Source organism: Methylobacterium sp. (assembly GCF_028290105.1).
In the GTDB taxonomy this organism is placed as follows: Bacteria; Pseudomonadota; Alphaproteobacteria; order Rhizobiales; family Beijerinckiaceae; genus Methylobacterium.
Genome location: NZ_JAQGKL010000224.1, coordinates 15,308 through 41,083 on the forward strand (window position 1 = coordinate 15,308; position 25,776 = coordinate 41,083).

Consider the following 25,776-nt stretch of genomic DNA (forward strand, 5'->3'; position numbering starts at 1 on the left):
CCTGTCTCCCGGCCGCAACAACCGGCCGGGGCTCGCATCAGCCCGCTTTCGAGAGCGACGCCTCGGGCAGCGTCACGACGTTGTGCAGCGTCTTGTCCGCGCTGTCGAAGAAGCGGCGGATGTTGCGCGCCGCCTGGCGAATCCGCTGCTCGTTCTCGACCAGCGCGATGCGCACGTAATTGTCGCCGTGCTCGCCGAACCCGATGCCGGGCGCCACCGCCACGTCCGACTTCTCCAGGAGGAGCTTGGAGAATTCGAGGCTGCCCAGCGCCTGGTACTTCTCCGGGATCGGCACCCAGGCGAACATCGAGGCGGAGGGCGTCGGGATCTTCCAGCCGTTCTTGCCAAAGGATTCGATCAACGCGTCGCGGCGCTTCTTGTAGATGGCGCGCATCTCGACGATGCAATCCTCCGGCCCGTTGAGGGCGGCGGTGGCCGCCACCTGGATCGGCGTGAAGGCGCCGTAATCGAGGTAGGACTTCACGCGGGTCAGCGCCGCCAGAAGGCGCTCGTTGCCCACCGCGAAGCCCATGCGCCAGCCGGCCATGGAGAAGGTCTTCGAGAGCGACGAGAACTCCACCGTGCAGTCGATGGCGCCCGGGACCTCGAGAACGGAGGGCGGCGGCTCGCCGTCGAAATAGACCTCCGCGTAGGCGAGGTCGGAGAGGATGATGATCTCGTGGCGCTTGGCGAAGGCGACGAGGTCCCGATAGAAATCGAGGCTCGCCACGTAGGCCGTCGGGTTCGAGGGATAGCAGACCACGATCGCCACGGGCTTCGGGATCGAGTGCTGCATCGCCTTCTCGACCGCCGGGAAGAAGGCCGGGGTCGGCTCGGCCGGGACGGAGCGGATGACGCCGCCCGCCATCAGGAAGCCGAAGGCGTGGATCGGGTAGCTCGGATTGGGCACCAGCACCACGTCGCCCGGCGCGGTGATCGCCTGGGCCATGTTGGCGAAGCCCTCCTTCGAGCCCAGCGTCGCCACGACCTGGGTGTCGGGGTTCAGGCTCACGCCGAAGCGGCGCTTGTAATAGTTCGCCTGGGCGCGACGCAGGCCCGCGATGCCCTTGGACGACGAGTAGCGGTCCGTGCGCGGCCGCCCGGCCGTCTCGACCAGCTTGGCGATGACGTGGCGCGGCGCATCGAGGTCCGGGTTGCCCATGCCGAGGTCGATGATGTCGGCGCCGTTGGCGCGGGCCTGGGCCTTGATCCGGTTCACCTGCTCGAACACGTAAGGGGGCAGGCGCTTGATGCGGTGGAAGTCGGTCATGGCCTTCACGGTGTCCAGAAGCACGAGGTTGGCAAGAGCACGAGGGCGGAACACGGGGCCCGGGGCCGGCGCGCGACGCTGTCATCAACCCGAGACGGAGGCGTGGTCTAGACCGGATGACCCTCGGGTGGAATCCGGCCGTCTTTTGACGGCGCCGCCCTGCGCGGGGCCATCGAAGAATTCGCACGCTCCCAGAGCATCTAGCAGTTTTGTGCCGCGACGCCGAACGATATCTGGGGCGCGCCGGTCAGGGCTTGGCGCCCTCGGCGGAGCGGCCGCGGGCCTCGTTGCGGCCTCGCGCCGCCAGGAGTTCGTCTTCCAGCGCCTTGGTGCCCTCGGCCGATTTCGCCCGGATGGGCCGCGCCGGCGCCGAGACGCCGACCGGCAGGAAGTCGTCGCCGCCGCGACGCGACTGGGCCACGAAATCCGGCGTCTTCTTCGGCGGCCCGGCCTCGCCCGTGCCGTAGGCGGCACGCATGGGGTTGAGGTCGCCGGAACAGGCGCCGAGCAGGCCGGCGAGGGCCAGGGCGGCGACAAACTGAGGGTTGTGAAGCCGGGACATGGGGAAGTCGGCCGTTTGGTTGGCATGCGCTCTGGCGGAACTGCGCGATGGCGCGTTAATTTGTCGGAAACGAGGCCCACGCGGCCACGCGGCAGGCGTCGCGGGACCGACGGACGGGCGACAAGCCGGGGAGAGACGCACGCGTGACGACCGAACGGACGACACCGCTACCCGACATCGAGGCCCTGTCCCGCAATGCGAGCCTGCTGGTCGAGGAGTTCGGGCGCGCCGCCTCCCGCTACATGAAGCCCGTGGCGGCGCCGGATGCGATGGCGGTCCAGCCCGTCGAACCGCCCGAAGAGGTCAAGGACGTGGTGCGGACGCTGGGCAGCGTCGCCGAGACTTGGCTGTCCGACCCCAAGAAGACCCTGGAGGCGCAGACCAAGCTCAGCGAGGCCTTCATCACCCTGTGGGGCTCCACCTGGCATCGCCTGCAGGGGGAGGCCGCCGACCCGGTGGCGGTGCCGGAGCCGAAGGACAATCGCTTCGCCCATGCCGAGTGGTCGACGAACCCGATCTTCGACTTCATCAAGCAGAGCTATCTCATCACCTCGCGCTGGGCGGAAGGGCTGGTCGAGGGGGCCGAGGGAATCGACGAGCACACCCGGCACAAGGCGCAATTCTACCTGCGCCAGATCTCCGGCGCGCTCTCGCCCTCGAACTTCGTGATGACGAATCCCGAATTGATCCGCCACACCCTGAAGGAGAACGGGGCCAACCTCGTGCGCGGCATGAAGATGCTCGCCGAGGACATCGAGGCCGGCAACGGGCAGTTGCGCGTGCGCCAGACCGACCCCAACGCCGGCTTCGAGGTCGGCGTCAACGTGGCGGTGACTCCCGGCGAGGTCGTGTTCCGCAATGACCTGATGGAGCTGATCCAGTACGCGCCCACCACCGAGACGGTCCTGAAGCGCCCCTTCCTCATCGTCCCGCCCTGGATCAACAAGTTCTACATCCTCGACCTCAACCCTCAGAAGAGCCTGATCGCCTGGATGGTCTCCCAGGGGCTGACGGTGTTCTGCATCTCCTGGGTCAATCCGGACGCGCGTCACGCCGACAAGGATTTCGAGAGCTACATGCGCGAGGGCATCGAGGCGGCGATCGACGCCATCGGGGTGGCCACCGGCGAGAACGAAGTCGCGGCCGCCGGCTACTGCGTCGGCGGCACCCTGCTCGCCGTGACCCTGGCGATGCAGGCCGCCACCGGCAACAAGCGCATCAAGAGCGCCACGTTCCTGACCACGCAGGTCGATTTCACCCATGCCGGCGACCTCAAGGTGTTCGCCGACGAGGAGCAGATCCGCCTGATCGAGGCGCGCATGCAGAAGCGCGGCTACCTCGAGGGCACCGGCATGGCCTCCGCCTTCAACATGCTGCGGCCCAACGACTTGATCTGGTCCTACGTGGTCAACAACTACGTCAAGGGCCAGACGCCGATGCCTTTCGACCTGCTGTACTGGAACGCCGACGCCACCCGGATGCCGGCGGCCAACCACTCGTTCTACCTGCGCAACTGCTACCTCGAGAACACCCTGGCGCAGGGCAAGATGATCCTCGGAAACGTGCGCCTCGACCTGAAGAAGGTGAAGGTGCCGATCTTCAACCTCGCCACCCGCGAGGACCACATCGCCCCCGCCCTTTCGGTCTTCGAGGGCTCCTCGAAGTTCGGCGGACCCGTGGATTACGTGCTTGCGGGCTCGGGCCACATCGCGGGCGTGGTCAACCCGCCCGCCAAGCCGAAATACGGCTTCCACACCGGCGGCCCCGCCAAGGGCCGGTTCGAGGAGTGGGTGGCCGCCGCGACGGAACACAAGGGATCCTGGTGGCCCTACTGGTTCCAGTGGCTGGAGCATCAGGCCCCCGCCCGCGTTCCCGCCCGCGTGCCCGGCGAGGGCGGCCTCGCCTCCCTCGGCCCGGCGCCCGGCACCTATGTGCGCATGAAGGCGTGAGCGGACAGCCCCCGACCGGTCCCTGGACGCTTTGCCTGGAGACCGACCCCGACCCGGCCCTGCGGGCCCACATCCTGGCGCCGCTCGTCGCCTACAACGAGAGCGTGGCGCCCGATGGGAACTGGGGCCTGCTCGCCGTGACTGTGCGCGACCCCGATGGCGCCGTCGTCGGCGGCCTCTGGGGTCGCACCGGCTACGGGATGCTGTTCGTCGAATTGCTTGCGCTGGGACCGGCGCGCGGCGAAGGCCTCGGCCGTCGGGTGATGGCGCTCGCGGAAGAAGAGGCGCGCCGGCGCGGACTCTCCGGCATCTGGCTCGACACCTGGACCTTCCAGGCGCCCGGCTTCTATGTCCGGCTCGGGTTCACCGAATGCGGCCGGATCCCGGACTATCCGCCCGGTCACGACCGGGTTTTCTACGTCAAACGGTTCTGAGGCTCGGGATTGAATCGTTTTCATCCATGCCCGTCGGGCTCCTATCCGTCGGGGCAATCATCACTTCGCGATTCGGTATCGGGACGAGGTGACGCGTGACTGCGGGTCGAACGAATGGGATGGGCCCGAGGCGCGTCGTCGTCCTCGGTGGGACCGGCACCATCGGGCGTGCCACCGTGCGGGCGCTGGTGGCGCGCGGTCACGAGGTGGTCTGCTTCGTTCGGCACAGAGCCGAGCCCCGCGATCACTCGGGGTTGCAAGATCGTGGCGCGTGGCTTCCGGGTGCGACGGTGAGGATCGTGGACCTGACCGATCCCGCGTCGCTGACGCGGGATGGGTTCCGTGGCGAGGCCTTCGACGTCCTCGTCTCGTGTCTCGCCTCGCGCACCGGATTGCCCGACGACGCCTGGGCGATCGACCATCGGGCGCATGGGAACGCCTTGCACGCCGGCAAGGCTGCCGGCGTCACGCATATGATTCTGCTCTCAGCGATCTGCGTCCAGAAGCCGATCCTCGCCTTCCAGCACGCCAAGCTCGCGTTCGAGCGGGAGCTGACCGCGTCGGGGCTCGAGTACACGATCGTCCGCGCTACCGCCTACTTCAAATCCCTGTCGGGGCAGATCGATCGCCTGAAACGTGGGAAGTCGTTCCTGATCTTCGGCGACGGAAGGCTGACCGCCTGCAAGCCCATCAGCGACGACGACCTCGGGCGCTATCTCGCCGATTGCCTCGACCGGAAGGACCGGCGCAATCGCGTACTGCCGATCGGGGGGCCGGGGGAAGCCATCACGCCGAAGGCGCAAGGCGAGCGGTTGTTCGCCCTGCTCGGGCGCGAGCCCCGTTTCACGCACGTCCCCGTGCTGATGCTGGACGTGATCATCGCGGTTCTGGCCACGCTCGGTCGGTGGGTTCCGGCGCTCGCGGCCAAGGCCGAGCTCGCGCGCATCGGGCGCTACTACGCCACCGAGTCGATGCTCGTCCTCGATCCCGCCACGGGGCGATACGATGCGGATGCGACGCCCTCGACGGGGTCGGAGACTCTGTTCGACTATTACGCGCGTCTCGTCCGGGGGGATGCCGTTGCCGAGCGCGGCGATCACGCGGTCTTCTGACCGCGCCCGAGCCGCACGCCCTCAGGACAGCGCGCGCCGAACCGCAGCGAGCGCCTTCGCTCAACCCTTGTCGCGCAGGGCCTCGATCAACAGCGCCAGGGCGGGGCCCGGCGGGCGCCGGCTCGGCGTGTAGAGGTGGTAGCCGGTGAAGGGCGGGCTCCAATCCGCCAGGACGTGCAGGAGTTCGCCGCTGTCCAGGTACGTCTGCACCTGGTCCTGGGGCAGGTACGCGATGCCGAACCCGTCCAGGGCGGCGGGGAGGATCATGGCGGTGGCGTTGAAGGTGATCTGGCCCTCGACCCGGACCTTGATGGCGCGGCCCGCTTTCTCGAACTCCCAGGCGTAGAGGCGTCCTTGCGTCGGCAGGCGCAGGTTGATGCAGCGGTGCTCGGCCAGGTCCTGCGGGCTGCGCGGCATCGACCGCCCTTTGAAATACCCGGGCGTGCCGATTGCGGCCATGCGTAGGTCGGGGCCGATGCGCACGGCCGTCATGTCCTTGGCCACCGTTCCGCCGAGGCGGATGCCCGCGTCGATGCGCTCGGCGACGATGTCGGTCAGCCCGTCGTCCACGACGGTCTCGACCGCGATGTCGGGGTGATCCGGCAGGAAGCGCCGCAGGGCGGGCCAGAGCACGGTGCGCGCCGCATGCGCGTCCGCGGTGATGCGCAGCGTTCCCGCCGGCCGGTCACGCTGGGCCGCCAAGGCGGCGAGGCCCTCCTCGATCTCCGCGAAGCGCGGGCCCACCGCGTTGAGGAGCCGCTCGCCGGCCTCCGTCGCCGAGACGCTGCGCGTGGTGCGGGAGAGCAGCCGGACGCCGAGCCGGGCCTCCAGCCCCCTGATGGTCTGGCTCAGCGCCGGCTGCGAGACACCGAGCTCGGCGGCCGCCCGCGTGAAGCTGCCGGCGTGCGCCACCGCCACGAAGGCGACGAGGTCGTTCAGGCTCTCGCGCATCATTCATAAGACCTGCTCATGAGCCCATGTTCATTCCCGCATCTAATCCGGGACGCGCCCCGGCGCTAGCTACCGTCGCAACCCGCTCCCGCGCGCCGATCGCGCCGGGGCGCCCCTCGCGACGGACCCCACGACCATGCAGATCAAGCGCGCCGGCTCGCAGCCCTCGGCCAAGGGCCCGGAGGATTGGTTCACCGGGACGGTCCGGATCGACCCCCTGTTCAGCCCCGAGGACCCGGCCCGGACGGGCGGCGCCCTCGTCACCTTCGAGCCCGGCGCCCGCACGGCCTGGCACACCCACCCACTCGGTCAGACCCTGATCGTCACCGCGGGCTTCGGCCGGGTCCAACGCGAGGGCGGCCCCGTCGAGGAGATCCGCCCCGGCGACGTGGTCTGGTTTCCGCCCGGCGAGAAGCACTGGCACGGCGCGGGGCCGACCACCGCCATGAGCCACATTGCCATTCAGGAAGCGCTGAACGGCAGCCCCGTCGACTGGATGGAGAAGGTCGACGACTGCCAGTACGGCGCCTGATGGGAACGGCCGACTGCACGGACCGGAAGATCCGACCCGGAAGATCCGACAATGACGAGAGCCGTGGCTGAAACCATGAAAGCTAAGCCATGAATCCCAACGAAGCCTGCGCGGACACAATCGCCATCGGGCGCGCGATCCCGGCGCGCGGATGGGGCGCGGTGTTCGCCCTGACGCTCTGCGTCGCGACGCTGATCGCCTCCGAGTTCATGCCCGTCAGCCTGCTGACGCCGCTCGCCGCCGACCTGCGCATGACCGAAGGCCATGCGGGGCAGGCCATCGCCGTTTCGGGCCTGTTCGCGGTCCTCACGAGCCTCGTCATCGCGTCGGCGACGCGCGGGATCGACCGCCGCACCGTCCTCTTGGCGCTTGCCGGGCTGATGATCGCCTCCGGCCTGATGGTGGCGTTTGCGCCGAATGCCGCGATCTTCATGGCCGGGCGCGCCCTCGTGGGCATCGTCATCGGCGGCTTCTGGTCGATGTCGACCGCGACGGTCATGCGTCTCGTGCCGGAGACGGAGGTTCCGCGCGCCCTGGGCCTGCTCAATGGCGGCAATGCCCTGGCGACCACGGTGGCGGCGCCGCTGGGCAGCTTCCTCGGGGCCTATATCGGCTGGCGGGGTGCCTTCTTCTGCGTCGTGCCGCTGGGCGCACTGACGCTGGCCTGGCTCTTCGTCAGCCTGCCGTCGATGCCGTCCGACCGGCGGTCCCAGAGCGGCACGGTGTTCCGGGTCCTGCGCCGGCGCCAGGTGCCGCTCGGCATGCTCGCGGTGGCACTGTTCTTCCTCGGGCAGTTCGCGCTCTACACCTACCTGCGTCCGTTCCTCGAGACGGTCCCGCGCGTCGACGTGGCGACGTTCTCCCTGATCCTGTTCGTCACCGGCGCGGCGGGGCTCGTCGGCACCTACCTCATCGGCTTCCTGCTGAAGACGCGCCTCTTCAGCCTGCTGATCGCGATGCCCCTCGCGATGGCGGCCATCGCCATCGCCCTGACGCTGGTCGGCGGCTCGACCGTGGCGTCGGCGGTGCTGCTCGCCGGATGGGGCCTCGTCGCCACGGCCGCGCCGGTGGCGTGGTGGACCTGGCTGAGCCGGGCGCTGCCCGACGAGGCCGAGGCGGGCGGCGGATTGCTGGTCGCGGTGGTGCAACTCGCCATCGCGCTCGGCGCCACCCTCGGCGGCCTCGCCTACGACGCGAGCGGCTACCGCGCGACCTTCGCGGTCAGCGCCGCCGCGCTCTGTGCCTCCGCGCTCGCCGCCACCCTCGCCTGGCGCCAGGGCCCGCGCGCCTGAACCCACCGCTCCCTGCCAGACCGACGCCGAGGAATGCCGCATGCAGATCAGCTTCGAGAACAAGGTCGCCCTCGTCACCGGCGCCGCCATGGGCGTGGGGCTGGCCACCGCCCGGATGTTCGCCGAGGCGGGCGCGTCGGTCGTCCTGTCCGACCAGAACGCGGAGGCGCTGGCGGCCGCCACGGAGGCGTTGAAGGCGGCGGGCCATCGGGTGCTCGCCGTGCGCTGCGACGTCAGCAGGGCGGAAGAGGTGGACGCGATGGTCCGGCGCACGGTCGACACCTACGGCCGGCTCGACGCGGCATTCAACAACGCCGGCATCCAGATCCCGCCCAACGCCGTCGTGGACGTGCCGGACGCGGATTACGAGCGCGTGATGGCGGTCAATCTGCGCGGCGTCTGGAACTGCATGAAGGCCGAACTCCGGCAGATGCAGGCACAGGGCAGCGGCGCCATCGTCAACTGCTCGTCCATCGGCGGTCTCGTCGGCAACCCCTACCTCGCCGCCTATCACGGCACGAAATACGGCGTCATCGGCATGACCCAGAGCGCGGCGCTCGAATACGCCGCGCAGGGCATCCGCCTCAACGCGGTCTGCCCCGGCACCATCGACACGCCGATGGTCGCCAGGATGGTGGCCGAGCGCCCCGAGGCCATGGCCGACATCATGAGGAAGCAGCCCATCGGGCGCCTCGGCCGGCCGGACGAGATCGCCTCCGCCGTGCTCTGGCTCTGCAGCGACGCGGCGAGCTTCGTCCTCGGCGTCGCCCTGCCGGTGGACGGCGGCTACACCGCGAACTGACGGGGCGTCCGATGCAACGCATGATACACGCCGCCAGGCTGTTCGCAGGCGCAGCCTTCGCCCTGGCCTTCCAGGCCGAGCCTCACGCCGGGCCCGCTCCGCCCTCCCCCACAGGCCCGAAAGCGCGTGTCGTGCCAGGTATCCAGATCCGGCTCGCCGGCACGGACGGCGAGAGCGTCGAGGCGATCCTGGAGGAGAGCGCGGCGGCCCGCGACTTCCGCGCGCTCCTGCCCCTCACGCTGACCCTGACCGACTACAACGCCACCGAGAAGATCGCCGACCTGCCACGGCGCCTGTCGATGGAGGGCGCCCCCGTGAGCATCGACCCGGAGCCGGGAGACCTCGCCTACTACGCGCCCTGGGGCAACCTCGCGATCTTCTACAAGGATTTCGGGACCTCGCGCGGGCTCGTGCGTCTGGGCCGCTTGAGCCGCATCCCCGACGCCTTCCGGCGGTCCGGCCCGGTCTCGGTGACCATCGAGGCCGTGCCGTGAGCAGGGGGCGCCTGGGACGGCGGCGCCTCGTCTGGGCGGTGTTCGCCCTCGCCTGGCTCTCCGGCTCGGGTGCCGGAGCCCTGGCGGCGGAGGCGCCCGGCGCATGGGCCGTCGATGCGGCGACGCGCGGGCCGGTCCCGATCCCGCCCGGCGAGCGGGACCTGCCGAGCGTGGTCGCCGAGCCGTGGTTCCGGGTCTCCGACGACGGGTTTCCCCTGGAGGGTCCGTCCTTCGACCGGGCCGGCGACCTCCTCTTCACCGACGCGGGCAGCGGACGCGTGCTGCGCCTGACGCCGGACAAGCGCCTGTCGGTGGTTCTGCCGGCGAACACGCTGAACCTCGGCGGCCTCGCGATCCACCGGGACGGCCGCATCTTCGCCGCCGGCACCGGCGGCTTCACGCGCGGCTCCGTCGTCTCCATGCGGCCGGACGGCTCGGATCTGCGTACTATCATCCCGCCGGAGGCAGGTTACGTCGTCAACGACCTCGTCTTCGACGCGCTCGGTGGCTTCTACTTCACGGATTTCCGCGGCACCTCCACCGATCCGAAGGGCGGCGCCTACTATGTCGCCCCCGATCTTCGCACCGTCACTGCGGTGCTGCCCCACCTGGCGCTGGCCAACGGCGTCGCGCTGAGCCCGGACGGGCGCACGCTCTGGGTCACCGAGTTCGGCCGCAACCTCTTGCACCGGGTCGATCTCGCCGACGCCACCACGCCGAGCGCGCTCGGCACCGCCATTCCCTACCACTTCACCGGTCCGCCGCCGGATTCGATGCGCATCGACGCCGACGGGAACCTCTATGTCGCCCTGTACGGGCAGGGCCGGGTGCTGGCGTTCAACCGCAACGGCATCCCGATCGGGCAGGTGCTCCTGCCGGGCCGTGACGCCGGCCACAACCTGCGCTCCACCAGCCTCGCGCTGAAACCCGGCACCGACGACCTCTTCGTCGTCACCAACGACGGCGACGGCGGACAGGGCTCGGCGATCTTCCACGCCAAGGCCTTCGCCAAGGCCCTGTCGCTCTACTCGCACCACTAACCGCCCGCCCGGCAACGCGCACGGAAAGCATCCCCATGACCAAAACCACTCCGATGCCGCAGGCCCGCCCGGAATCGCGCGTGGCCATCTGGCTGCGGCGCGGCGTGGCGGCGCTCTTTCTGGTGGTCGGACTCGGTCTGGCCGCAGGGGGCGCGATGCTCGCATGGGTCGGGGGCTCGCCCTATTACTTGCTGGCGGGCGCCGCCGTCATGGCGAGCGGCGCTCTGATCGGGCGCGGCGACCGGCGCGGCGTCACGGTCTTTGCCGCTCTTCTCGTCTGCACCACCGGCTGGGCGGTCTGGGAGGTCGGCTTCGACGGCTGGCAGCTGCTGCCCCGCCTGTTCGCCCCCTTCGCGCTCGGCCTCGCGCTGCTGCTGCCGGCCGTGGCGCGGGGTTTCCAACGGACTCCCGACGCGCCGCGCCGCATGGGTTGGCCGGCCTTTGCCGGGGCGCTCGCCCTCGCCCTGGTGGCGGGAAACGTCCTGCACGCCGCCGGCCCCGAGGCACCGGCCGAGCCCAGCCTGCGCCGTGGCCTCGCGGACCGCGTGCCGGAGCGGCTGGCGCAGCCGCTCGCCCGGATCACCCGCGAGGACTGGCCGGCCTTCGGCAACGACCAGGGCGGCACGCGTTTCAGCCCGCTGGCGGACCTGACCTCGGCGAATGTCGGCCGGCTGGAAATCGCCTGGGAGGCCGAGACCGGCCCCGACACTCCCGGCCCCGCCACGGCGCTGGAGGCGACGCCGATCATGGTCGCCGACGCCCTGTATCTCTGCGACGGCCACAACCGCGTCCTCGCCCTCGATGCCGAGACCGGGCGCGAGCGCTGGCGCCACGACATGTCGAACGGCGTGCCACCCTCCGGCAAGCCCTGCAGGGGCGTCGCCCATTACCGGATGCCGGACGCGACGGGCGCCTGCGCCGCGCGCATCATCGCGGCGAGCCAGACGCCCGAGCTGATCGCCCTCGACGCCGGGACCGGCGAGCCCTGCGCCGAATTCGGCCAAGCCGGCCGCGTCGACCTGCGCGAGGGCCTGAGCGCCTATCCCAAAGGGCAGTACTACGTCAGCTCTGCCCCGCAGATCATCCGTGGCAAGGCCGTGGTCGGCGGCGGCATCCCCGACGGCCAGTTCTGGGGCGGCCCCTCCGGCGTGATCCGCGCCTTCGATGCGCGCACCGGCGCCCTCGCCTGGGCCTTCGATGCCGGGGTGCCCGACCGGATCGGCGCGCCCCCGGCCGGCGAGACCTACACCCCGTCCTCGCCCAACAGCTGGGCGCCGATCAGCGCCGACGAAGCCCTCGGGCTCGTCTACCTGCCCATGGGCAACGCCACCCCCGACAATTTCGGCGGCCTGCGCCGGCCGTTCGACGAGGCCGTCTCCAGCGCGGTCATCGCCCTCGACGCCGAGACGGGGCGCCTGCGCTGGCGCTTCCAGGCGACGCATCACGACATTTGGGACTACGACACGCCGGCCCAGCCGACCCTCGTCGACATGGCGACCGCCAGCGGGGTCCGCCCCGCCCTGATCCAGCCGACCAAGCGCGGCGAGATCTTCGTCCTCGACCGCGAGACCGGCCAGCCGATCAAGCCCGTGACGGAGGTGCCGGCTCCGCAGGGCGACATCGGCCCGGGCGAGCGGCTCTCGGCCACCCAGCCCGCCTCCCTCGACCTGCCCGCGCTGCGCGGCGCCAGCCTTCGCGAATCCGACATGTGGGGCGCGACGCCCCTCGACCAGATGCTGTGCCGCATCCTGTTCCGGCAATCGCGCTACGAGGGGCACCTCACCCCGATCACGCTGGGCAAGCCCGTCCTGATCGATCCGGGCTCGGTCGGCGGCGTCAACTGGGGCAGCGTCTCCCTCGATGCCGAGCGCGGCATCATGGTGGCGAACTGGATGCGCCTGCCCGACCGGGTCGAACTCGTCACCCGCGCCGAGGCGAACCGGCGCAAGCTCACGCTCTCCGACGGCCAGGGCCCCGGCGGCGACGCCGCGCGCCCGATGCTGAACACACCCTACGGGGCCTATGGCGGGCTGTTCCTGTCGCCGCTCGGGGTGCCCTGCACCGCGCCGCCCTGGGGCCTCATCGCCGCCATCGACCTGTCGAGCGGGCGACTGCTCTGGTCGAAGCCCCTCGGGACCGCCCGCGACACCGGCCCCTTCGGCATCCCGTCGATGCTCCCGCTCACCGTGGGAACGCCGGTCTCCGGCGGCTCCGTCACCACACGGGGCGGCCTCGTCTTCGTCGGCGCCAGCATGGACCGCACCGTCCGGGCCCTCGATTCGGCGACGGGGCGCGAGCTCTGGCAGGCGCGGCTCCCCGGGGGCGGCAACGCCACGCCGATGACCTACCGCAGCCCGGCGAGCGGCCGGCAGTTCGTGGTGATCGCGGCCGGCGGAAAGCCGCCGCTCGCCATCAGCCTCGGCACCAAGCTCGTCGCCTACGCGCTGCCGCGCTGATCCGCGCCGCGTTCCGTCGATGGCTCGAAGGGCGGACAGTCACGCGCGGCGGCGCAGCGCCTCGGCCAGGATCGTGAAGGCCGGGGTCGGCTGGCGCCGGCTCGGATAGTACAAGTGGTAACCGGGAAAGGGCGCGCACCAATCCTCCAGCACGCGCACCAGCTTACCCTGGGCCACCGGTCCTTCGACGAGGTCCTCTGGCAGGTAGGCGAGGCCGATGCCGGACAGGGCCGCGCTGCGGATCAGGTGGAGGTTGGTGAAGGCGACCTGGCCTTCGACCCGCACGGCGAGTTCCTGCCCGTCCCTCTCGAATTCCCAGGGGAACACCCCGCCGCGCGTGGGCCGCCGCAGGTTGATGCAGCGATGCCGGGTCAGGTCTTCGGGGTGATTGGGACGGGGGCGATCCGCGAAGTACGTGGGTGCGCCGACGATGGCCATGCGCAGGGGCGGCCCGATCCGCGCCACGACCATGTCCTTCTCGACATGCTCGCCGATCCGCACGCCCGCGTCGAAGCGCTCCGCCACGATGTCGGTGAGCGACTGCTCGGTGACCACCTCGACGTGGATGTCCGGATAATCCGGCAGCAGCGTTGCCAGGACCGGCCACAGGATCGTTTCCGCCGCGTGCTCGGGGGCGGTGATGCGCAGGTTGCCCGCCGGCTTGTCCCGCATCCCCGTGAGCGCCGCGAGCTCGACCTCGATCTGCTCGAATTGCGGAGCCACGATGCGCAGCAGGCGCTCGCCCGCCTCGGTGGTCGAGACGCTGCGGGTGGAGCGGTTCAGCAACGGCTGCCCCAGGCGCGCCTCGAGGCCCTTCAGGGCGTGGCTCAGGGCCGACTGGGTGACGCCAAGCCGCGTCGCCGCCCGGGTGAAGCTCCCTTCCTGCGCCACCGTGGCGAAGGAGAGCAGGTCGGTCAGGTTCTCACGCACCGGCGATGGCCTCGGGTGGCGCGGCCGATGGCAGGATGCCGGCATCGCCGCTTCGGGAAGCGACCCTGCCACAGCGAGGCCGTGCCGTCCGCTTCGATCCTCACACCGCCACGGCGGCAACGCTCGCCGGCGGGCGGCCGCGGCGCGCGCTCACCGTATTGCCCACCGAGGCCACGACGATGCAGGCGATGGCGAGCCATTCGGTGAGGGTCAGGCGCTCGCCGAGGAGCGCGAAACCGGCGAGCGAGCCGATGGCGGGCTCGAGGCTGAGGAGCACGCCGAAGCTCTGCTTCGACAGGCGCTTCAGCGCGACCATCTCCAGCGTGTAGGGCAAGGCGCTCGACAGGGCCGCGATGCCGAGGCCGAAGGCGAGGGTTCCCGGATCGAGCAGGGCCGCGCCCGCGCTGGCGATCCCGACCGGCATCACCACCAGGGCCGCCACCGACATCCCGATGGCCACGGCCCGGCCGCCGTGGAGATGGCCGAGGCGCTGTCCGAACACGATGTAGAGCGCCCAGCACAGGGCGGCCCCGAGCGCGCAGGCGACGCCCACCGGATCGAGCGACGTCGAGAGGCCGCTCACGGGCAGCAGAAGCGACAGGCCGAGGACGGCACAGCCGATCCAGACGAAGTCGACGATCTTTCGGGATACCGCGAGGGCCAGGACCAGCGGGCCCGAGAACTCGATGGCGATGGCGAGGCCGAGGGGGATCGTCCGCAGGGACAGGTAGAACAGGAGGTTCATGGCGCCGAGCACCGAGCCATAGAGCAGCAGCGTGCGCCGGTCGGACCCGGTCAGGGTCAGGCGCCAGGGGCGCCACAGGGCGACGAGGATCACGGCCGAGAGGCCGACCCGCAGGGCGGTGGTGCCCTCGGCGCCGATCGCGGCGAAGAGGTGCTTGGCGAACGACGTACCCACGCCGAGCGACACCATGCTGCCGACGAGCGCCAGCACGGGCACGAGGCTCTCCGCGACGCCGCGCGGGGCGTCGGGAGCGTCAGGGGCGCGCGACATGCGGGGTGCCCTAATCCTGCGGCGGCAGGATCGTGCCGCGCCGCGCCTCCAGGGTCTGCCAGAGGATCAGGGCGGGCAGCCCCAGCACCACGTCGGGCACACGCTTGACCAGCGACAGGGCGAGCGCGGTGCCGGCATCGATGCCGAACAGGCCCCCCAGCAGGACGAAGCCGCCCTCCTGCACGCCGAGGCCGCTGGGGACCGGGAAGGCCGCCGACTTGATGGCCTGGCTCAGGGCCTCGATGATCAGGATCTCGGCGAGCCCGACCGAGTGGATTCCGATGCAGGCCAGGGCGATGCCGATCTCCACGGCGCCGAGCAGCCAGGCCGCCGCGTGCAGCAGGATCGAGGCGGAAAGGTTACGCCAGCGTGCGGGCATCCAGACCGCGTCGAGGGCATCGTAGACGCTGCCGCCGGGCGCCGGATCGGCGGGTTCGTGGCCGCGCAGGACGCGGCGGAACCACGCGAATCCCCGCCGGGCCGCCGCCCGCATCGCGGGGCTGCGCTGCGCCAGGACGAAGGCGGTGAGCAGGAGGGCGGTGACGGCGAGGGCGCGCAGGACCCAGATGGCGAGCCCGTGCGCCGCCTCGCCGCTGACCTGGAGCAGGAGACCGACGCCGAGAAGCGCGAAGCCGGCCTGGGTGCCGGCCTGGAACAGCATGTCGACCATGATCGAGGCCGCCGCCAGGGCGCCGGTGGCGCCCCAGAAGGTCAGGAGGCGACCGCCAACCACCTCGCCGCCCACGGACGCCACGGGGAGCAGCACGTTGATGCCCTCGCGCACGAAGCGCAGGACCACGAAGGCGCCTGACCCGGCGCGCCCGATCCCCGGAACGCCCCGGATGGTCTGGCCCCAGGCCATGCCGCACAGGAGCAGGATGACGATTCGCACGAGGACGATGCCGGCGAGCCCAAGGGCGCCGACCCGGCCGAACGCGTCCGCGATGGCGGTCAGATCGTTCGTGGCGACGAGCCAGATCCCGAGCGCGAGGCCGAGCAGTGTGCCGACGAGGGGCAATCGGCGCAGAACGGCGCGGCCGATCCCCCGCGCGGGGCTAGTGGGTTGGGCGGAGCCGGGCATCGTGTCGGTCAAGGCTCTCCCCCGTCGCGGCGGCGGGCGCCTCAGGGCACCCGTGTCCGGATCAGATCCTGCGTTAGGGCGCCTTTGGGGCCGAAATCGGGGAAGAGCGCATCGATCGTCTGCTCGGGCGTGGCGGCGGGATCGAGGAGGTGGATGCGCTGCTTGGCCAGGCTCTCGGCGGTGGCCACCGCCAGGGCCCGTTTCGGACAGGGGCCGAGGCAGCCGACCTCGACCACCCGGGGCTTGCCCACAAGACGTCCCTCGCGCTCGCGCACCTCCAAGGCGCGCTTCAGACCACGGCGCAGCGATCCCTTCTTCAAGCCCTGCCGCTTGGCGCATTTCGCGCAGACCAGCACGAGTTCGGAGAACTTGGTCCTGGCCATGCGGATTCGCGCCGGCCGGGGTGCGGTCGCGTCCTTGCTGTTCCCGCCCTTGCTGTCCATCGATCCCCCGAGTCCCGACCATGCCACCCGGCCTCCCCGAGGGGGTACGGGGAAAGCGGCGCCTTAAAAAGGGCCGAAAAACACGGGATGCGGCGGGACAACGGCAGGGTGTCGAGAGGGCTCCGAGGGCGTGACCATTTGCATCGTCGTTCGTTCCGAGCAGGATCGCACCGCGTGGCAGTGAGCGCCTGCCGGCCCTGGTCACGCCGAGCCTCGGGAATTTGAAAGACATGAAGGTCGACGAGGTCAAGCAGACGGACCGCCTGCGCGGGGTGATCGACCTTGCGCTGCGCTCCGTGCCGGATCTGCGACGCAACGCCGAGACGATCGATCCGGTCAGGCAGAGCCGGGTGCCGACGCTGCTGCGCGAGGCGCGGGAGCGGCTGGACTGGCGGCGCCTGCCGGGCATTCGCCCGCCCGCGTCCCGGCCCAAGAACATCATCGCGAGCGTGCTGAAGCAGTTCGCCGTCTTCGTGCTGGTGCCGACCGCGCTGGCGGCGGTGTATTTCTACGTCTTCGCGTCGGACCAGTACATCGCGACCGCTCAGTTCGCCGTACGCGGCAACGTCGAGCCCATGGACGACAGTCCGGGCGGCAGCTACGCGGGCCTGATCCAGAAGCACAACTCCCAGGACAGCTTCATCGTACGGGACTACGTCCAGAGCCAGACCCTGGTGTCCGAGGTCGAGAAGAGCCTGAACATCACGAAGATGTTCTCGCGCAAGGATGTCGACTTCTGGGAACGCTACGATGCCGACGATCCCATCGAGGATCTCGTCAAGTACTGGCGCAAGCGGGTCACGACGCGCATCGAGGTCATCTCCGGCATTGTCTCGCTGACCGTACGTGCCTTCACCCCGGAGGACGCGCTCGCCATCGCCAAGGAGGTGGTGGCCCGCAGCGAGAATCTGATCAACCAGATCTCCCGGCGCGCCCAGGCGGACATGCTCGTGCATGCCGAGGCGGACGCGGCCAAAGCGCAGGAGCGCCTGCGCAAGGCGCATCTGGCACTGCAGACGTTCCGCAACCGCTGGGGAATCATCGACCCCATCAAGTCCGCCGAGGCGACGCTGACGACGATCGGCACCCTGCGCAAGGATCGCTACAAGGCCGAATCCGACCTCGCGGTGCTGCGCGGCTCCAGCCTCGACGAGAAGTCCCGCAGCATCCAGACCCTGGTCACGCTGATCGCGGCCCTCGACCAGCAGATCAAGAAGCTGACCGACCAGCTCACCACCGACGGCGCCGCCGGGGCGGACGCGGCCAACAACATGACGCGGGCGCTCCTCGAATACGAAGCGCTCCAGGTCGAGCGGACCATCGCGGGAAAGCTGAACGAATCGGCCAACCTCATGGTCGACCGGGCGCGCATCGCGGCCGGCAAGCAGCAGATCTACCTCGCGACCTTCGTCGAGCCGGCGCTGCCGGGGGACAGCCTTTATCCCCTGCGCGGCCACGCCCTGATGGTTGTGTTCTTCTGCAGCCTCGTGATCTGGAGTTCGATCGCGCTGATCATCGCCGGTATCAACGACCAGCGCCTCTGATCATCGAGAAGGCCGCGCCAGCCGGCGCGGCCGATCCCGTCCCCTGCCCCCCGGGTCTTTCGTCCAGAGACATGTCCGAGTTCAGCAACCTGATCGCCCGCGCCGTGAACCCGGCGATGTCGCGCGCCGAGCGGGAGACCGTCTACGGCGTCGTGAAGCAGGCGGTCGAACGGCTCCAGGCGCGCGACGGCCTCTCGCCGGACGACCCGCGCATCGCCCTGCAACAACACCTCGTCGAGGAGACGATCCGCGACATCGAAGCCGACATCGCCCGGTTCGTGTCCCTGGAAAAGCTGGAACGCGCCCACTCGGTTCAGATGGCGGCCGAAGGCCTCGGGCCGCCAAATTCCTGAGCGGGATGCGCGCCCGGCTCAGCCGTAGGCGGCGGCCGCCCGCGCGCTGCCGGGCTCGGCCACCGACAGGCCGGCATCCACGTATTCGTTGAGCTTGTTGCGCAGGGTCCGGATCGAGATCCCGAGGATCTTGGCGGCATGGGTCCGGTTGCCGAGGCAATGGTCCAGGGTGTCGAGGATGAGGTCGCACTCGACCTGCGCCACGGTTTGGCCGACGAGGCCCCGGGTCGCGGCCTCGGCCACCCGGGCGGCGCGCTCGGCGGGGCCGGCCGAGACCGGCGCGATGCTGTCGCCCTCGGGCGTAAGGATCGCATCCGCGCCGATCTCCGAGCCCGAGGCGAGCAGCACCGCGCGGTGCAGGGTGTTCTCGAGTTCGCGCACGTTGCCGCGCCACGGGTTGGCCCGCACCAGCCCCTGCGCCTCAGCGCTGAGGGGCCGCACCGGCACCCCGTTCACCTCGGCGTATTTCCGGGCGAAATGGGCGGCGAGTTCGAGGATGTCGGCGGGGCGCTCGCGAAGCGCCGGAAGGCGCAGGTGGACCACGTTGAGCCGATAATAGAGGTCCTCGCGAAACGTGCCCTTGCGGACCTCCTCGACGAGGTTGCGGTTCGAGGTGGCGAGCACGCGGATGTCGACCTTCACCGGCGCCGTGCCGCCGACGCGGTCGATGACCCGCTCCTGGAGGGCGCGCAGCAGTTTCGACTGCAGCCGCACGTCCATCTCCGAGATCTCGTCGAGGAGCAGCGTGCCGCCATGGGCCTCCTCGAATCGGCCGATCCGCCGCGCGACCGCGCCCGTGAAGGCGCCCTTCTCGTGGCCGAACAGCTCGGATTCGAGCAGCGCCTCGGGGATCGCCGCGCAGTTCACGGAGACGAAGGGCCGGTTGGCGCGGTTCGACTTGCCGTGGACGTGGCGGGCCAGCACCTCCTTGCCGGTTCCGCTCTCGCCGGTGATGAGCACCGAGGCCTCGGAGCGCGCCACCTGCTCGGCGAGCTTGACCACCTTCTCCATGGAGGCGTCGCGCCAGACGAAGGCACGGCCGTCCTCTGAGACCGCCTGCAGCACCGCCGCGATCAGCTCCGGGTCCGGCGGCAGGGGGATGTATTCGCGCGCGCCGGCCTGGATCGCCGCCACGGCCGCCTTGGCGTCGGTGGCGACCCCGCAGGCGATGACGGGGGTGCGGATGCGCTCGTCGGCCAGTGCCGTGACGAGGTCGCGGATGGCGAGGCCGACATCCATCATGATGAGGTCGGCGCCCTTGGCCCGCAGCACCGCGAGGCCCTGCGCGAGGCTTTCCGCGTTGGTGACGGCCGCGCCCCGGTTCATGGCGATCTTGGAGGCGGTGATCAGCTCTCCGTTGAGCCGTCCGATGATGAGAAGCCGCATGGCGCCGTGTCTCCGTCAGGGCTGGGCTTCGCGCGAAGCGCGACGGCCCGAAAAAATGGTCTGGGGCTCAGTGGTCGCTCTTGATGATCTCGGTCATCGTCACGCCGAGTCGGTCCTCGACGAGCACGACCTCGCCGCGCGCCACGAGGCGGTTGTTGACGAAGATGTCGATGGCCTCGCCGACCTTGCGGTCGAGTTCCAGCACGGCGCCGGGCTGCAGGCGCAGCAGGTCGCCGATCGGCATGCGCGAGGAGCCGAGCACCGCCGAGACCATCACGGGCACGTCGAAGACCTGCTCGAGGTCGGAGGCACTCTTGGGCGTGGTCGGCGTGTCGCGAATCGACTCGGTTCCGAGCCCGTCGAAGGAGGCGTCGTTTCCGTTGAGTTGCGGCAGGCTGAAATCGTCGGACATGGGGAGCTTTTCCGGATTCGATCGATCAGGTGGGGATGCCGACGGCATCGAGAACGGCGGCCTCGATGCGGGCGCGGTCGCGCACCACACCGCCATCGGCCCATTCCATGCGGGCGTCGCCGGGGGCCAGATCCGGTTCGCCGATCACGACGAGGCGGCCCTCGAAACCGCGCTCGCGGGCGAGACGCTTCACCAGGGCCTCCGCGTCGTCGATGAGGCTCTCGTGGACCCGCACCACGAGGTGGGGCACGCCGCGAAGGTGCTGCAGAGCGGCGCGGGCTGCGTCGCCGATGGCGGCCAGGGGATGCGCGTCGAGGGCCTCGCCGGCGATCTTGCGCGCCAGCGCGACGGCGAAATCCATCGCCTCGTCCTCGCGGGCCCGGTCGCGGGCATCCGACTGGCCGATCAGGCCGGCGGCGGCGAGGCCGAGCCGGGTAATGGCATCGGACAACCGCGCCTGGATCTGCTGCTCGGCCAGGGACTGGCCCTCGCGCAGGCCGCGGGCATGGCCCTCCGCCTCGGCGCGCGCCACGGCTTCCGCCTGGGCGGCGGCTTCGCGGGCGTTCGACGGGTTGTCCGCGCGGGGGCGGAAATCGGTGTCGAACAGGAAGCGACGCGCGTTCAATAGACCAGCTCCTCCTCGCCGCTCGACTTGGCGATCATGATCTCGCCCTTCTCGGCCAGCTCCTTGGCGAGTTCCGTCATCTTGGCCTGAGCCTCGTCGACGTCCTTCAGGCGGATGGGCCCGAGGGATTCCATCTCGTCGGTGATGTTCTTGGCCGCGCGGGTGGACATGTTCCGGAGGAAGAACCCGCGCACGCGCTCGTCGGCGCCCTTCAGGGCCCGGCACAGGGTCTCGTTGTCGATCTTGCGCAGGAGGGTCTGCACGCTGCCGGCATCGAGCTTGAGGAGGTCCTCGAAGGTGAACATGAGCTGGCGGATCTTCTTGGCCGAGCCCCGGTTGGCCTGGTCCAGGGCCGTGAGGAAGCGCCCTTCCGTCTGGCGGTCCAAGGCGTTGAAGACGTCGGCCATGAGTTCGTGCGCGTCGCGCCGGGTGGTCTGCGCGATGGTCGAGACGAACTCGACGCGCAGGGTCTCCTCAATGTGTCGCAGGGCCTCCTTCTGCACGGTCTCCATCCGCAGCATCCGGTTGAGGACGTCGATGGCGAAGTCCTCCGGCAGGATGGTGAGCACCTTGGCGGCGTAGTCGGAGCGGACCTTGGAGAGCACCACCGCCACGGTCTGCGGGTACTCGTTGCGCAGGAACGAAGCCAGGATCTCGGGGTCGATCTGGGTCAGGCTCGCCCAGACGCGCTTGCCGGAGGCGCCCTTGATCTCCGCCATGATCGCCGAGACCTGGTCGGTGGGGAAGATCTTGAGGAGGAGCGACTCTGTCCGCTCGAAATTCGACGTGATGCCGCCGCCCGTCGACAGGCGGGAGACGAAATCGACGATCAGCCGCTCGACGGTCTCGGCTTCCAGGGAGCCGAGCTGCACCATGGCGTGCGAGACGAGCTTGACCTCGTCCTCGTCGAGCATCTGCCAGATCGGAGCGCCCTCGCTCTCGCCGAGCAGCAGCAGCAGGGCAGCGGCACGCTGCGCGCCGGTCATGGCGCCGAAGGCGCCGTTGCTGCCTTTTGCGAGTTCCGCCTGAATGTTCAGTCCGGAGGACATGGCTCTAGCGCCTTACGCGGTTTGGACGGGGACGGGCGGGCATCAGTTCTCGTGAATCCAGTTGCGGAGCACTTCGACGGTCTCGCTCGGGCTGGCGCGGACCATGTCGACCACGCGCTGGACCGTTTCGGCCTGGACCTTGCCGTTGAGCTGGGCGAAGTCGACGAGGCGTGCGGTCGGGTTGTCGGGCGGCACCAGCATCGCCTCGGCGCCCGCCGTGGCCCCGGCCGGGCCGGCCCCCGAGACCAGGGCGATCTGGATCGGCTCGGAGGTCAGCACCTTCTTGAGCAGCGGACGCACCACCGCCATCAGGACGATCAGCGTCAGCATGGTGAGCACGGCGAGTTCCACGATCCGCATCACCTCCTCCTTCGAGGGGGCGAGCATCGACTGGATCAGGCTCGGCTCGACGAATTCGGCCTGGGCGGGCATCTCGGCAAAGCGCAGGTTGACCACTTCGACCTGGTCGCCGCGCCCCTTGTCGAAGCCGATGGCGGTGCGCACCAGGGCGGCGATGCGGTCGACCTCCGCCGCCGGGCGGGCCTGGTAGACCGGCTTGCCGTCCGGACCCGGCACGTAGGCGCCGTCGACGACCACCGCCACCGAGAGGCGCTTGACCCGACCGCCCTCGGCGACCTCGGTCTTCGTCACCCGGGAGATCTCGTAGTTGGTGGTCTCCTCGTTCTTGTTCGTCGTGTCCTTCTGGGTCGGGGTCTGGCCCGGCTGGTTGGCGCCGGGCAATTCGTTGCCGATGCTGACCGCACCCTCGGTGCCGCCGGTCAGGGAATTCTCGCTGCGGGTCTGGGTGGAGCGCACCACCCGGCTCTCCGGATCGTAGCTCTCGGAGCGGCTCTCGATGCGGTTGAGGTCGAGCTCGGCGCTGACCTGGACGCGGGCGCGTCCCGAGCCGACGATGCCGGCGACGATCTCCTCGATCTGCGAGCGCAGGCGTCGCTCGATGCCGACCTGCTTCTCCTCCATGCCGGCGCCGGTCTCGGCCTCGGCGCCGCGCGCGCCGTCGGCCAGCAGGCGTCCGCGCTCGTCCACGATGGAGACCCGCTCGGGCTTCAGGCCCTCGACGGCGGACGCCGTCAGGTGTCGGATGGCCCGCACCTGCGAGGGATCGAGATCGCCCATCAGCTTGAGCACGATGGCGGCGCTCGGGGTCTCGCGGTCGCGCTCGAACAGGCGGCGCTCCGGGATCACGAGGTGGACGCGCGCGGCCTGGACCCGGCCGATGGCCCGGATCGAGCGGGAAAGCTCGCCTTCGAGCGCCCGGAGGTGGTTCACGTTCTGGACGAAGTTGGTGGAGGAAAAGGCGTCGCCCTTGTCGAAGATCTCGTAGCCGACGCCGGCCGCGCTCGGCAGGCCCTTGCCGGCCAGGTCCATGCGCAGGCGCGGGAGGTCGGCGCGCGGGGCCATGATGGTCTGGCCCGCGTCGCCCTTGGTCTCGTACTTGATGCCGCGCGCGTCGAGATCGCGGATCACGGAGGAGGAATCCGACATCGACAGGTCGGCGAACAGGACGCCCATGTCGGGCTTCGAGACGCGCAGGATCACGAAGGCGAAGAACCCGATCAGCGTCATCGTGACGGCGGCCATGGCGGCCAGACGCGCCGGGCCCAACTTGGTCACGAGATCGAGGACCGGTTTCACGAAACGACGCACCCACCCGAGCCGCGGCGACGGACCCTCCGCGCTCGCTCGGCAAAATTTGCCCGGGTCGTGGTTAGCGTGACGTTAACAAATCCACACGAGACCGGATGGAAGACGTCTCGACAGGGGCGCGAAACGCGAAAGCCGCGCCCAGGCGACCGGGCGCGGCTTTCGATGCGAAGAGGGACCATCCGGGACACGGGGTCGGCCCGGCGGCCGTCGTCTCAGTGTCGGTAGTGCTGGATGCGCGTGGTGCGCAGGCCGGCCAGACCGTGCTGATCGATGGAGAACTGCCAGCTCAGGAATTCCTCGGTGGTGAGGGTGTATCGCTGGCAGGCTTCCTCCAGGCTGAGCAATCCGCCCCTGACGGCGGCGACCACTTCGGCCTTGCGACGGATCACCCATCGCCGCGTGGTGGTCGGCGGAAGATCCGCAATGGTTAACGGACTTCCATCAGGCCCGATCACGTACTTCACTCTCGGGCGGCTTGGTTCGGTCATGATACGCTCTACAACTCGACTGACCTGTCGAAGTTGGAAGCTAGTTGTATCCACTTAAGATATCTTGAAGCGGATCGATCGGATTGGATTCGCCCTGTTCGTCATGTGGACAACCCTGTGCCGATGTCCTGAACGGTGGAGACTGGGACCCGCGATGTGCCGAGCAGAAGCACCGGTTCCGATCCGCTGAGATCGACCCCGTTCACCGTCCCGCTGACCTTGGTGTCGACGGCGATCTTGGTGCCGGTGGCGTCCACCGCGTCGACCTTGATCGAATAGGTGCCGTTGGCGGAGGTGAAGCCGCTGGAGGAGCGCCCGTCCCAGGCGAAGCTCTGCGCGCCGGCGGCGAGCGCCTTGGTCTGGGTGGCCACGACGTTGCCCTTGGCGTCGCTGATCGTCAGCGTCGCCTGGGTGGCGGCCCGGGCCGGCGTCAGCGTCCAGGTGGCCGAGCCGTCCTTCAGGGCTGTGGACTTGCCGTCCGCCGTGATCGTCTGGCCGATGAAGCCGGTGGCGGAGGCGGCACTCGACGATTTGGCGTTGGTCAGGATCGAATCGAGGCGGTCGTTCGACTTCAGCTGCTGCTCGACGCCCGCATATTGCACCAGCTGCTGCGTGAACTGGTTGGTGTCCATCGGGTCGAGGGGGTTCTGGTTCTTGAGCTGCGTCGTCAGCAGGGTCAGGAACTGCGTGAAGTTGCCCGCGATCTCCTTGGAAGAGGAACTGGCGGACGCCGCACTGGCTGTTGCCGTACTCGTGAGGCTGGTGATGCCGGAGGCCATGGGATCGGTTCCTCAGATGCGGATGTCGAGGCCGCGTCCGCCATAGAGGCGCAGCGGCACGGCGGACGGAATTGGCTGGGTGTCGGTGAGGGTGTCGCGGCGGGCCTGGCCCTGGGCTCCGGATTCCTGCCGCCCCGAGCCCGCGCCGGATTGTCCGTCACCGCGCAGGCTGAGGCTGATGCTGCCGTCTGGGGCATCGAGGCCGGCCTGGGACAAAGCCTGCTGCAGGCTGCCGGCATCCCGCTGGAGCAGCGCCAGGGTCTCGGGCCGGTCCACCACCAGGGTCGCCTGGACTGCGCCGGTGTCCTTGTCGATCGCCAGGTTGACCTCGATGCGGCCGAGCTCCTTCGGGTCGAGGCGGATCTCGAACGTGTTCGTGCCCGCGAGCGAGCGCAGGCCGATGGTCATCGGCACCGCCCCGAGGGGCACCGGCGCGGGAGCGGGGGCGGCGGGGCTGGCCGTGGCCGCCTCGGAGGCCCTCGCCGTGGGCGTGGCCGGGGCGTGCAGATCGGGAGGGGACGCCCCATCCGCGACGGGTGCGAGGGCGGCGGCGAACTCCCCGTCGCGTTTTTCGCCGCCGGCTTTCACGCCCGCACCTTCGCCCGGCCCGGAGACGTCACCGGGGCCGGTGCCCGCGTGGACGTGTAGCGCGAGGGCGGCTCCCGCGACGGCCTGGGCCTCTCCGGCGCCACCGGCGTCAGCGGCGAGGGCGGGCGTGGTCTTGCCAGCCGTCGCCCCGGCGGCCGGTCCTGTGGGCAAAGGCGGCGTGGCACCCTGGAGAATCGTCAGCGGGACGACCGAGACCGGCGTTCCGGCCAGATCGGTCTCGCTCGCTTTCGCCGCGTCGTCCGAGCCATCTGCGTCCTGCGAGCCTTCAGCGTCCTTCGACGTCTGCTCCTCGACGGATGGCGCGGCGGCCTGCGCCTCGGTACGTCCCGACGGGTCGGTGTCCGGCTGCGGCTCCTTCGCGATGGGATTCGCTTCCGGCGGCTGGCTCGCGGATGCGGGTGTAGCGTCCTGGCGAGGGCCTGCGGGGGGCCGGGTGTCGCGCACGTCCGATGCGACCCGACGCGACGCGGCTTCCTGCGCCGTGGTGGCAGGCCGGGGGG

The 25,776-nt window shown here is 70.1% G+C and carries 26 protein-coding genes; 11 read left to right on the forward strand and 15 right to left on the reverse strand.

The window, feature by feature from the left end:
- Positions 1-37: 37 nt before the first annotated feature.
- Positions 38-1,270, reverse strand: a complete 1,233-nt coding sequence (locus JWQ05_RS15935; RefSeq protein WP_299660249.1) for an LL-diaminopimelate aminotransferase — start codon at positions 1,268-1,270, stop codon at positions 38-40.
- Positions 1,271-1,517: 247 nt separating this feature from the next.
- Entirely contained in the window at positions 1,518-1,832 is a 315-nt protein-coding gene (locus JWQ05_RS15940) for a hypothetical protein (protein ID WP_299660251.1), read from the reverse strand.
- Positions 1,833-1,975: 143 nt separating this feature from the next.
- On the opposite strand from JWQ05_RS15940, the gene phaC reads away from it, so the two are divergent.
- The 3 genes from phaC (at position 1,976) to JWQ05_RS15955 (ending at position 5,327) form a co-directional block, all read left to right on the forward strand.
- Positions 1,976-3,781, forward strand: coding sequence for a class I poly(R)-hydroxyalkanoic acid synthase (gene phaC / locus JWQ05_RS15945; protein WP_299660253.1), 1,806 nt, complete (start codon positions 1,976-1,978; stop codon positions 3,779-3,781).
- On the forward strand, positions 3,778-4,215 hold the full coding sequence (locus tag JWQ05_RS15950) for a GNAT family N-acetyltransferase (protein WP_299660255.1): 438 nt from the start codon (positions 3,778-3,780) through the stop codon (positions 4,213-4,215). Before phaC ends, JWQ05_RS15950 begins: the two co-directional genes overlap by 4 nt.
- A 119-nt stretch (positions 4,216-4,334) precedes the next feature.
- The gene (locus JWQ05_RS15955; protein ID WP_299660257.1) at positions 4,335-5,327 is read left to right on the forward strand and encodes an NAD(P)H-binding protein; all 993 of its coding nucleotides are present in this window, start codon (positions 4,335-4,337) and stop codon (positions 5,325-5,327) included.
- 60 nt (positions 5,328-5,387) lie between these two features.
- On the opposite strand, the gene JWQ05_RS15960 is transcribed toward JWQ05_RS15955, so the two are convergent.
- Positions 5,388-6,281 (reverse strand): LysR family transcriptional regulator, encoded by an 894-nt coding sequence (locus tag JWQ05_RS15960; RefSeq protein ID WP_299660259.1) that lies wholly within the window; start codon positions 6,279-6,281, stop codon positions 5,388-5,390.
- A 133-nt stretch (positions 6,282-6,414) separates the two neighbouring features.
- Here JWQ05_RS15960 and JWQ05_RS15965 point away from each other — a divergent pair, with 133 nt between their 5' ends.
- From JWQ05_RS15965 to JWQ05_RS15990, 6 genes are all read left to right on the forward strand, one after another.
- Positions 6,415-6,810, forward strand: coding sequence for a cupin domain-containing protein (locus JWQ05_RS15965; RefSeq protein WP_299660262.1), 396 nt, complete (start codon positions 6,415-6,417; stop codon positions 6,808-6,810).
- 89 nt (positions 6,811-6,899) lie between these two features.
- Positions 6,900-8,102, forward strand: coding sequence for an MFS transporter (locus JWQ05_RS15970; RefSeq protein ID WP_299660265.1), 1,203 nt, complete (start codon positions 6,900-6,902; stop codon positions 8,100-8,102).
- Positions 8,103-8,142: 40 nt separating this feature from the next.
- Positions 8,143-8,904, forward strand: a complete 762-nt coding sequence (locus JWQ05_RS15975) for a glucose 1-dehydrogenase (protein ID WP_299660268.1) — start codon at positions 8,143-8,145, stop codon at positions 8,902-8,904.
- A 131-nt stretch (positions 8,905-9,035) separates the two neighbouring features.
- A complete protein-coding gene (locus JWQ05_RS15980) occupies positions 9,036-9,398 on the forward strand; it encodes a cyclophilin-like fold protein (RefSeq protein WP_299660272.1) in 363 nt (120 codons plus the stop codon).
- A complete protein-coding gene (locus JWQ05_RS15985; protein WP_299660274.1) occupies positions 9,395-10,438 on the forward strand; it encodes an SMP-30/gluconolactonase/LRE family protein in 1,044 nt (347 codons plus the stop codon). Before JWQ05_RS15980 ends, JWQ05_RS15985 begins: the two co-directional genes overlap by 4 nt.
- Positions 10,439-10,473: 35 nt before the next feature.
- Positions 10,474-12,894, forward strand: coding sequence for a pyrroloquinoline quinone-dependent dehydrogenase (locus JWQ05_RS15990; protein WP_299660277.1), 2,421 nt, complete (start codon positions 10,474-10,476; stop codon positions 12,892-12,894).
- 39 nt (positions 12,895-12,933) lie between these two features.
- Here JWQ05_RS15990 and JWQ05_RS15995 read toward each other — a convergent pair whose 3' ends face one another.
- The 4 genes from JWQ05_RS15995 to JWQ05_RS16010 all read right to left on the reverse strand — a co-directional run bounded on the left by JWQ05_RS15995 (position 12,934) and on the right by JWQ05_RS16010 (position 16,303).
- Positions 12,934-13,824, reverse strand: coding sequence for a LysR family transcriptional regulator (locus tag JWQ05_RS15995; RefSeq protein WP_299660280.1), 891 nt, complete (start codon positions 13,822-13,824; stop codon positions 12,934-12,936).
- A 100-nt stretch (positions 13,825-13,924) separates the two neighbouring features.
- Positions 13,925-14,839 carry an EamA family transporter gene (locus JWQ05_RS16000; protein ID WP_299660283.1) on the reverse strand — a complete coding sequence of 305 codons (915 nt, stop codon included), beginning with the start codon at positions 14,837-14,839 and terminating at the stop codon, positions 13,925-13,927.
- 10 nt (positions 14,840-14,849) lie between these two features.
- Complete coding sequence (locus JWQ05_RS16005) at positions 14,850-15,920, reverse strand: lysylphosphatidylglycerol synthase domain-containing protein (RefSeq protein WP_299660321.1); 1,071 nt, start codon at positions 15,918-15,920, stop codon at positions 14,850-14,852.
- A gap of 41 nt (positions 15,921-15,961) precedes the next feature.
- The gene (locus tag JWQ05_RS16010) at positions 15,962-16,303 is read right to left on the reverse strand and encodes a (2Fe-2S) ferredoxin domain-containing protein (protein ID WP_299660286.1); all 342 of its coding nucleotides are present in this window, start codon (positions 16,301-16,303) and stop codon (positions 15,962-15,964) included.
- A gap of 290 nt (positions 16,304-16,593) precedes the next feature.
- Between JWQ05_RS16010 and JWQ05_RS16015 the strand changes: the two genes are divergently transcribed.
- Both JWQ05_RS16015 and JWQ05_RS16020 read left to right on the forward strand, forming a co-directional pair.
- The gene (locus tag JWQ05_RS16015; protein WP_299660290.1) at positions 16,594-17,907 is read left to right on the forward strand and encodes a capsule biosynthesis protein; all 1,314 of its coding nucleotides are present in this window, start codon (positions 16,594-16,596) and stop codon (positions 17,905-17,907) included.
- 71 nt (positions 17,908-17,978) lie between these two features.
- Positions 17,979-18,260, forward strand: a complete 282-nt coding sequence (locus tag JWQ05_RS16020; RefSeq protein ID WP_299660293.1) for a hypothetical protein — start codon at positions 17,979-17,981, stop codon at positions 18,258-18,260.
- 18 nt (positions 18,261-18,278) lie between these two features.
- On the opposite strand, the gene JWQ05_RS16025 is transcribed toward JWQ05_RS16020, so the two are convergent.
- The 8 genes from JWQ05_RS16025 to JWQ05_RS16060 form a co-directional block, all read right to left on the reverse strand.
- Positions 18,279-19,646 carry a sigma-54 dependent transcriptional regulator gene (locus tag JWQ05_RS16025; RefSeq protein WP_299660295.1) on the reverse strand — a complete coding sequence of 456 codons (1,368 nt, stop codon included), beginning with the start codon at positions 19,644-19,646 and terminating at the stop codon, positions 18,279-18,281.
- Between the two features lie 67 nt (positions 19,647-19,713).
- Complete coding sequence (gene fliN, locus JWQ05_RS16030; RefSeq protein WP_299660297.1) at positions 19,714-20,058, reverse strand: flagellar motor switch protein FliN; 345 nt, start codon at positions 20,056-20,058, stop codon at positions 19,714-19,716.
- A 25-nt stretch (positions 20,059-20,083) separates the two neighbouring features.
- A complete protein-coding gene (locus JWQ05_RS16035) occupies positions 20,084-20,683 on the reverse strand; it encodes a FliH/SctL family protein (RefSeq protein WP_299660299.1) in 600 nt (199 codons plus the stop codon).
- The gene (fliG, locus tag JWQ05_RS16040; RefSeq protein WP_299660302.1) at positions 20,680-21,732 is read right to left on the reverse strand and encodes a flagellar motor switch protein FliG; all 1,053 of its coding nucleotides are present in this window, start codon (positions 21,730-21,732) and stop codon (positions 20,680-20,682) included. The genes JWQ05_RS16035 and fliG overlap by 4 nt, the downstream gene beginning before the upstream one ends.
- Before the next feature lie 42 nt (positions 21,733-21,774).
- Positions 21,775-23,388 carry a flagellar basal-body MS-ring/collar protein FliF gene (fliF, locus tag JWQ05_RS16045; protein ID WP_299660303.1) on the reverse strand — a complete coding sequence of 538 codons (1,614 nt, stop codon included), beginning with the start codon at positions 23,386-23,388 and terminating at the stop codon, positions 21,775-21,777.
- A 224-nt stretch (positions 23,389-23,612) separates the two neighbouring features.
- Positions 23,613-23,888: a DUF1153 domain-containing protein gene (locus JWQ05_RS16050; protein ID WP_018044452.1), complete on the reverse strand. Its 276-nt coding sequence runs from the start codon at positions 23,886-23,888 to the stop codon at positions 23,613-23,615.
- A gap of 101 nt (positions 23,889-23,989) precedes the next feature.
- Positions 23,990-24,667: a flagellar hook capping FlgD N-terminal domain-containing protein gene (locus JWQ05_RS16055; RefSeq protein ID WP_299660315.1), complete on the reverse strand. Its 678-nt coding sequence runs from the start codon at positions 24,665-24,667 to the stop codon at positions 23,990-23,992.
- 12 nt (positions 24,668-24,679) lie between these two features.
- On the reverse strand, positions 24,680-25,776 hold a 1,097-nt coding region (locus tag JWQ05_RS16060; RefSeq protein WP_299660318.1), incomplete at its 5' end, for a flagellar hook-length control protein FliK.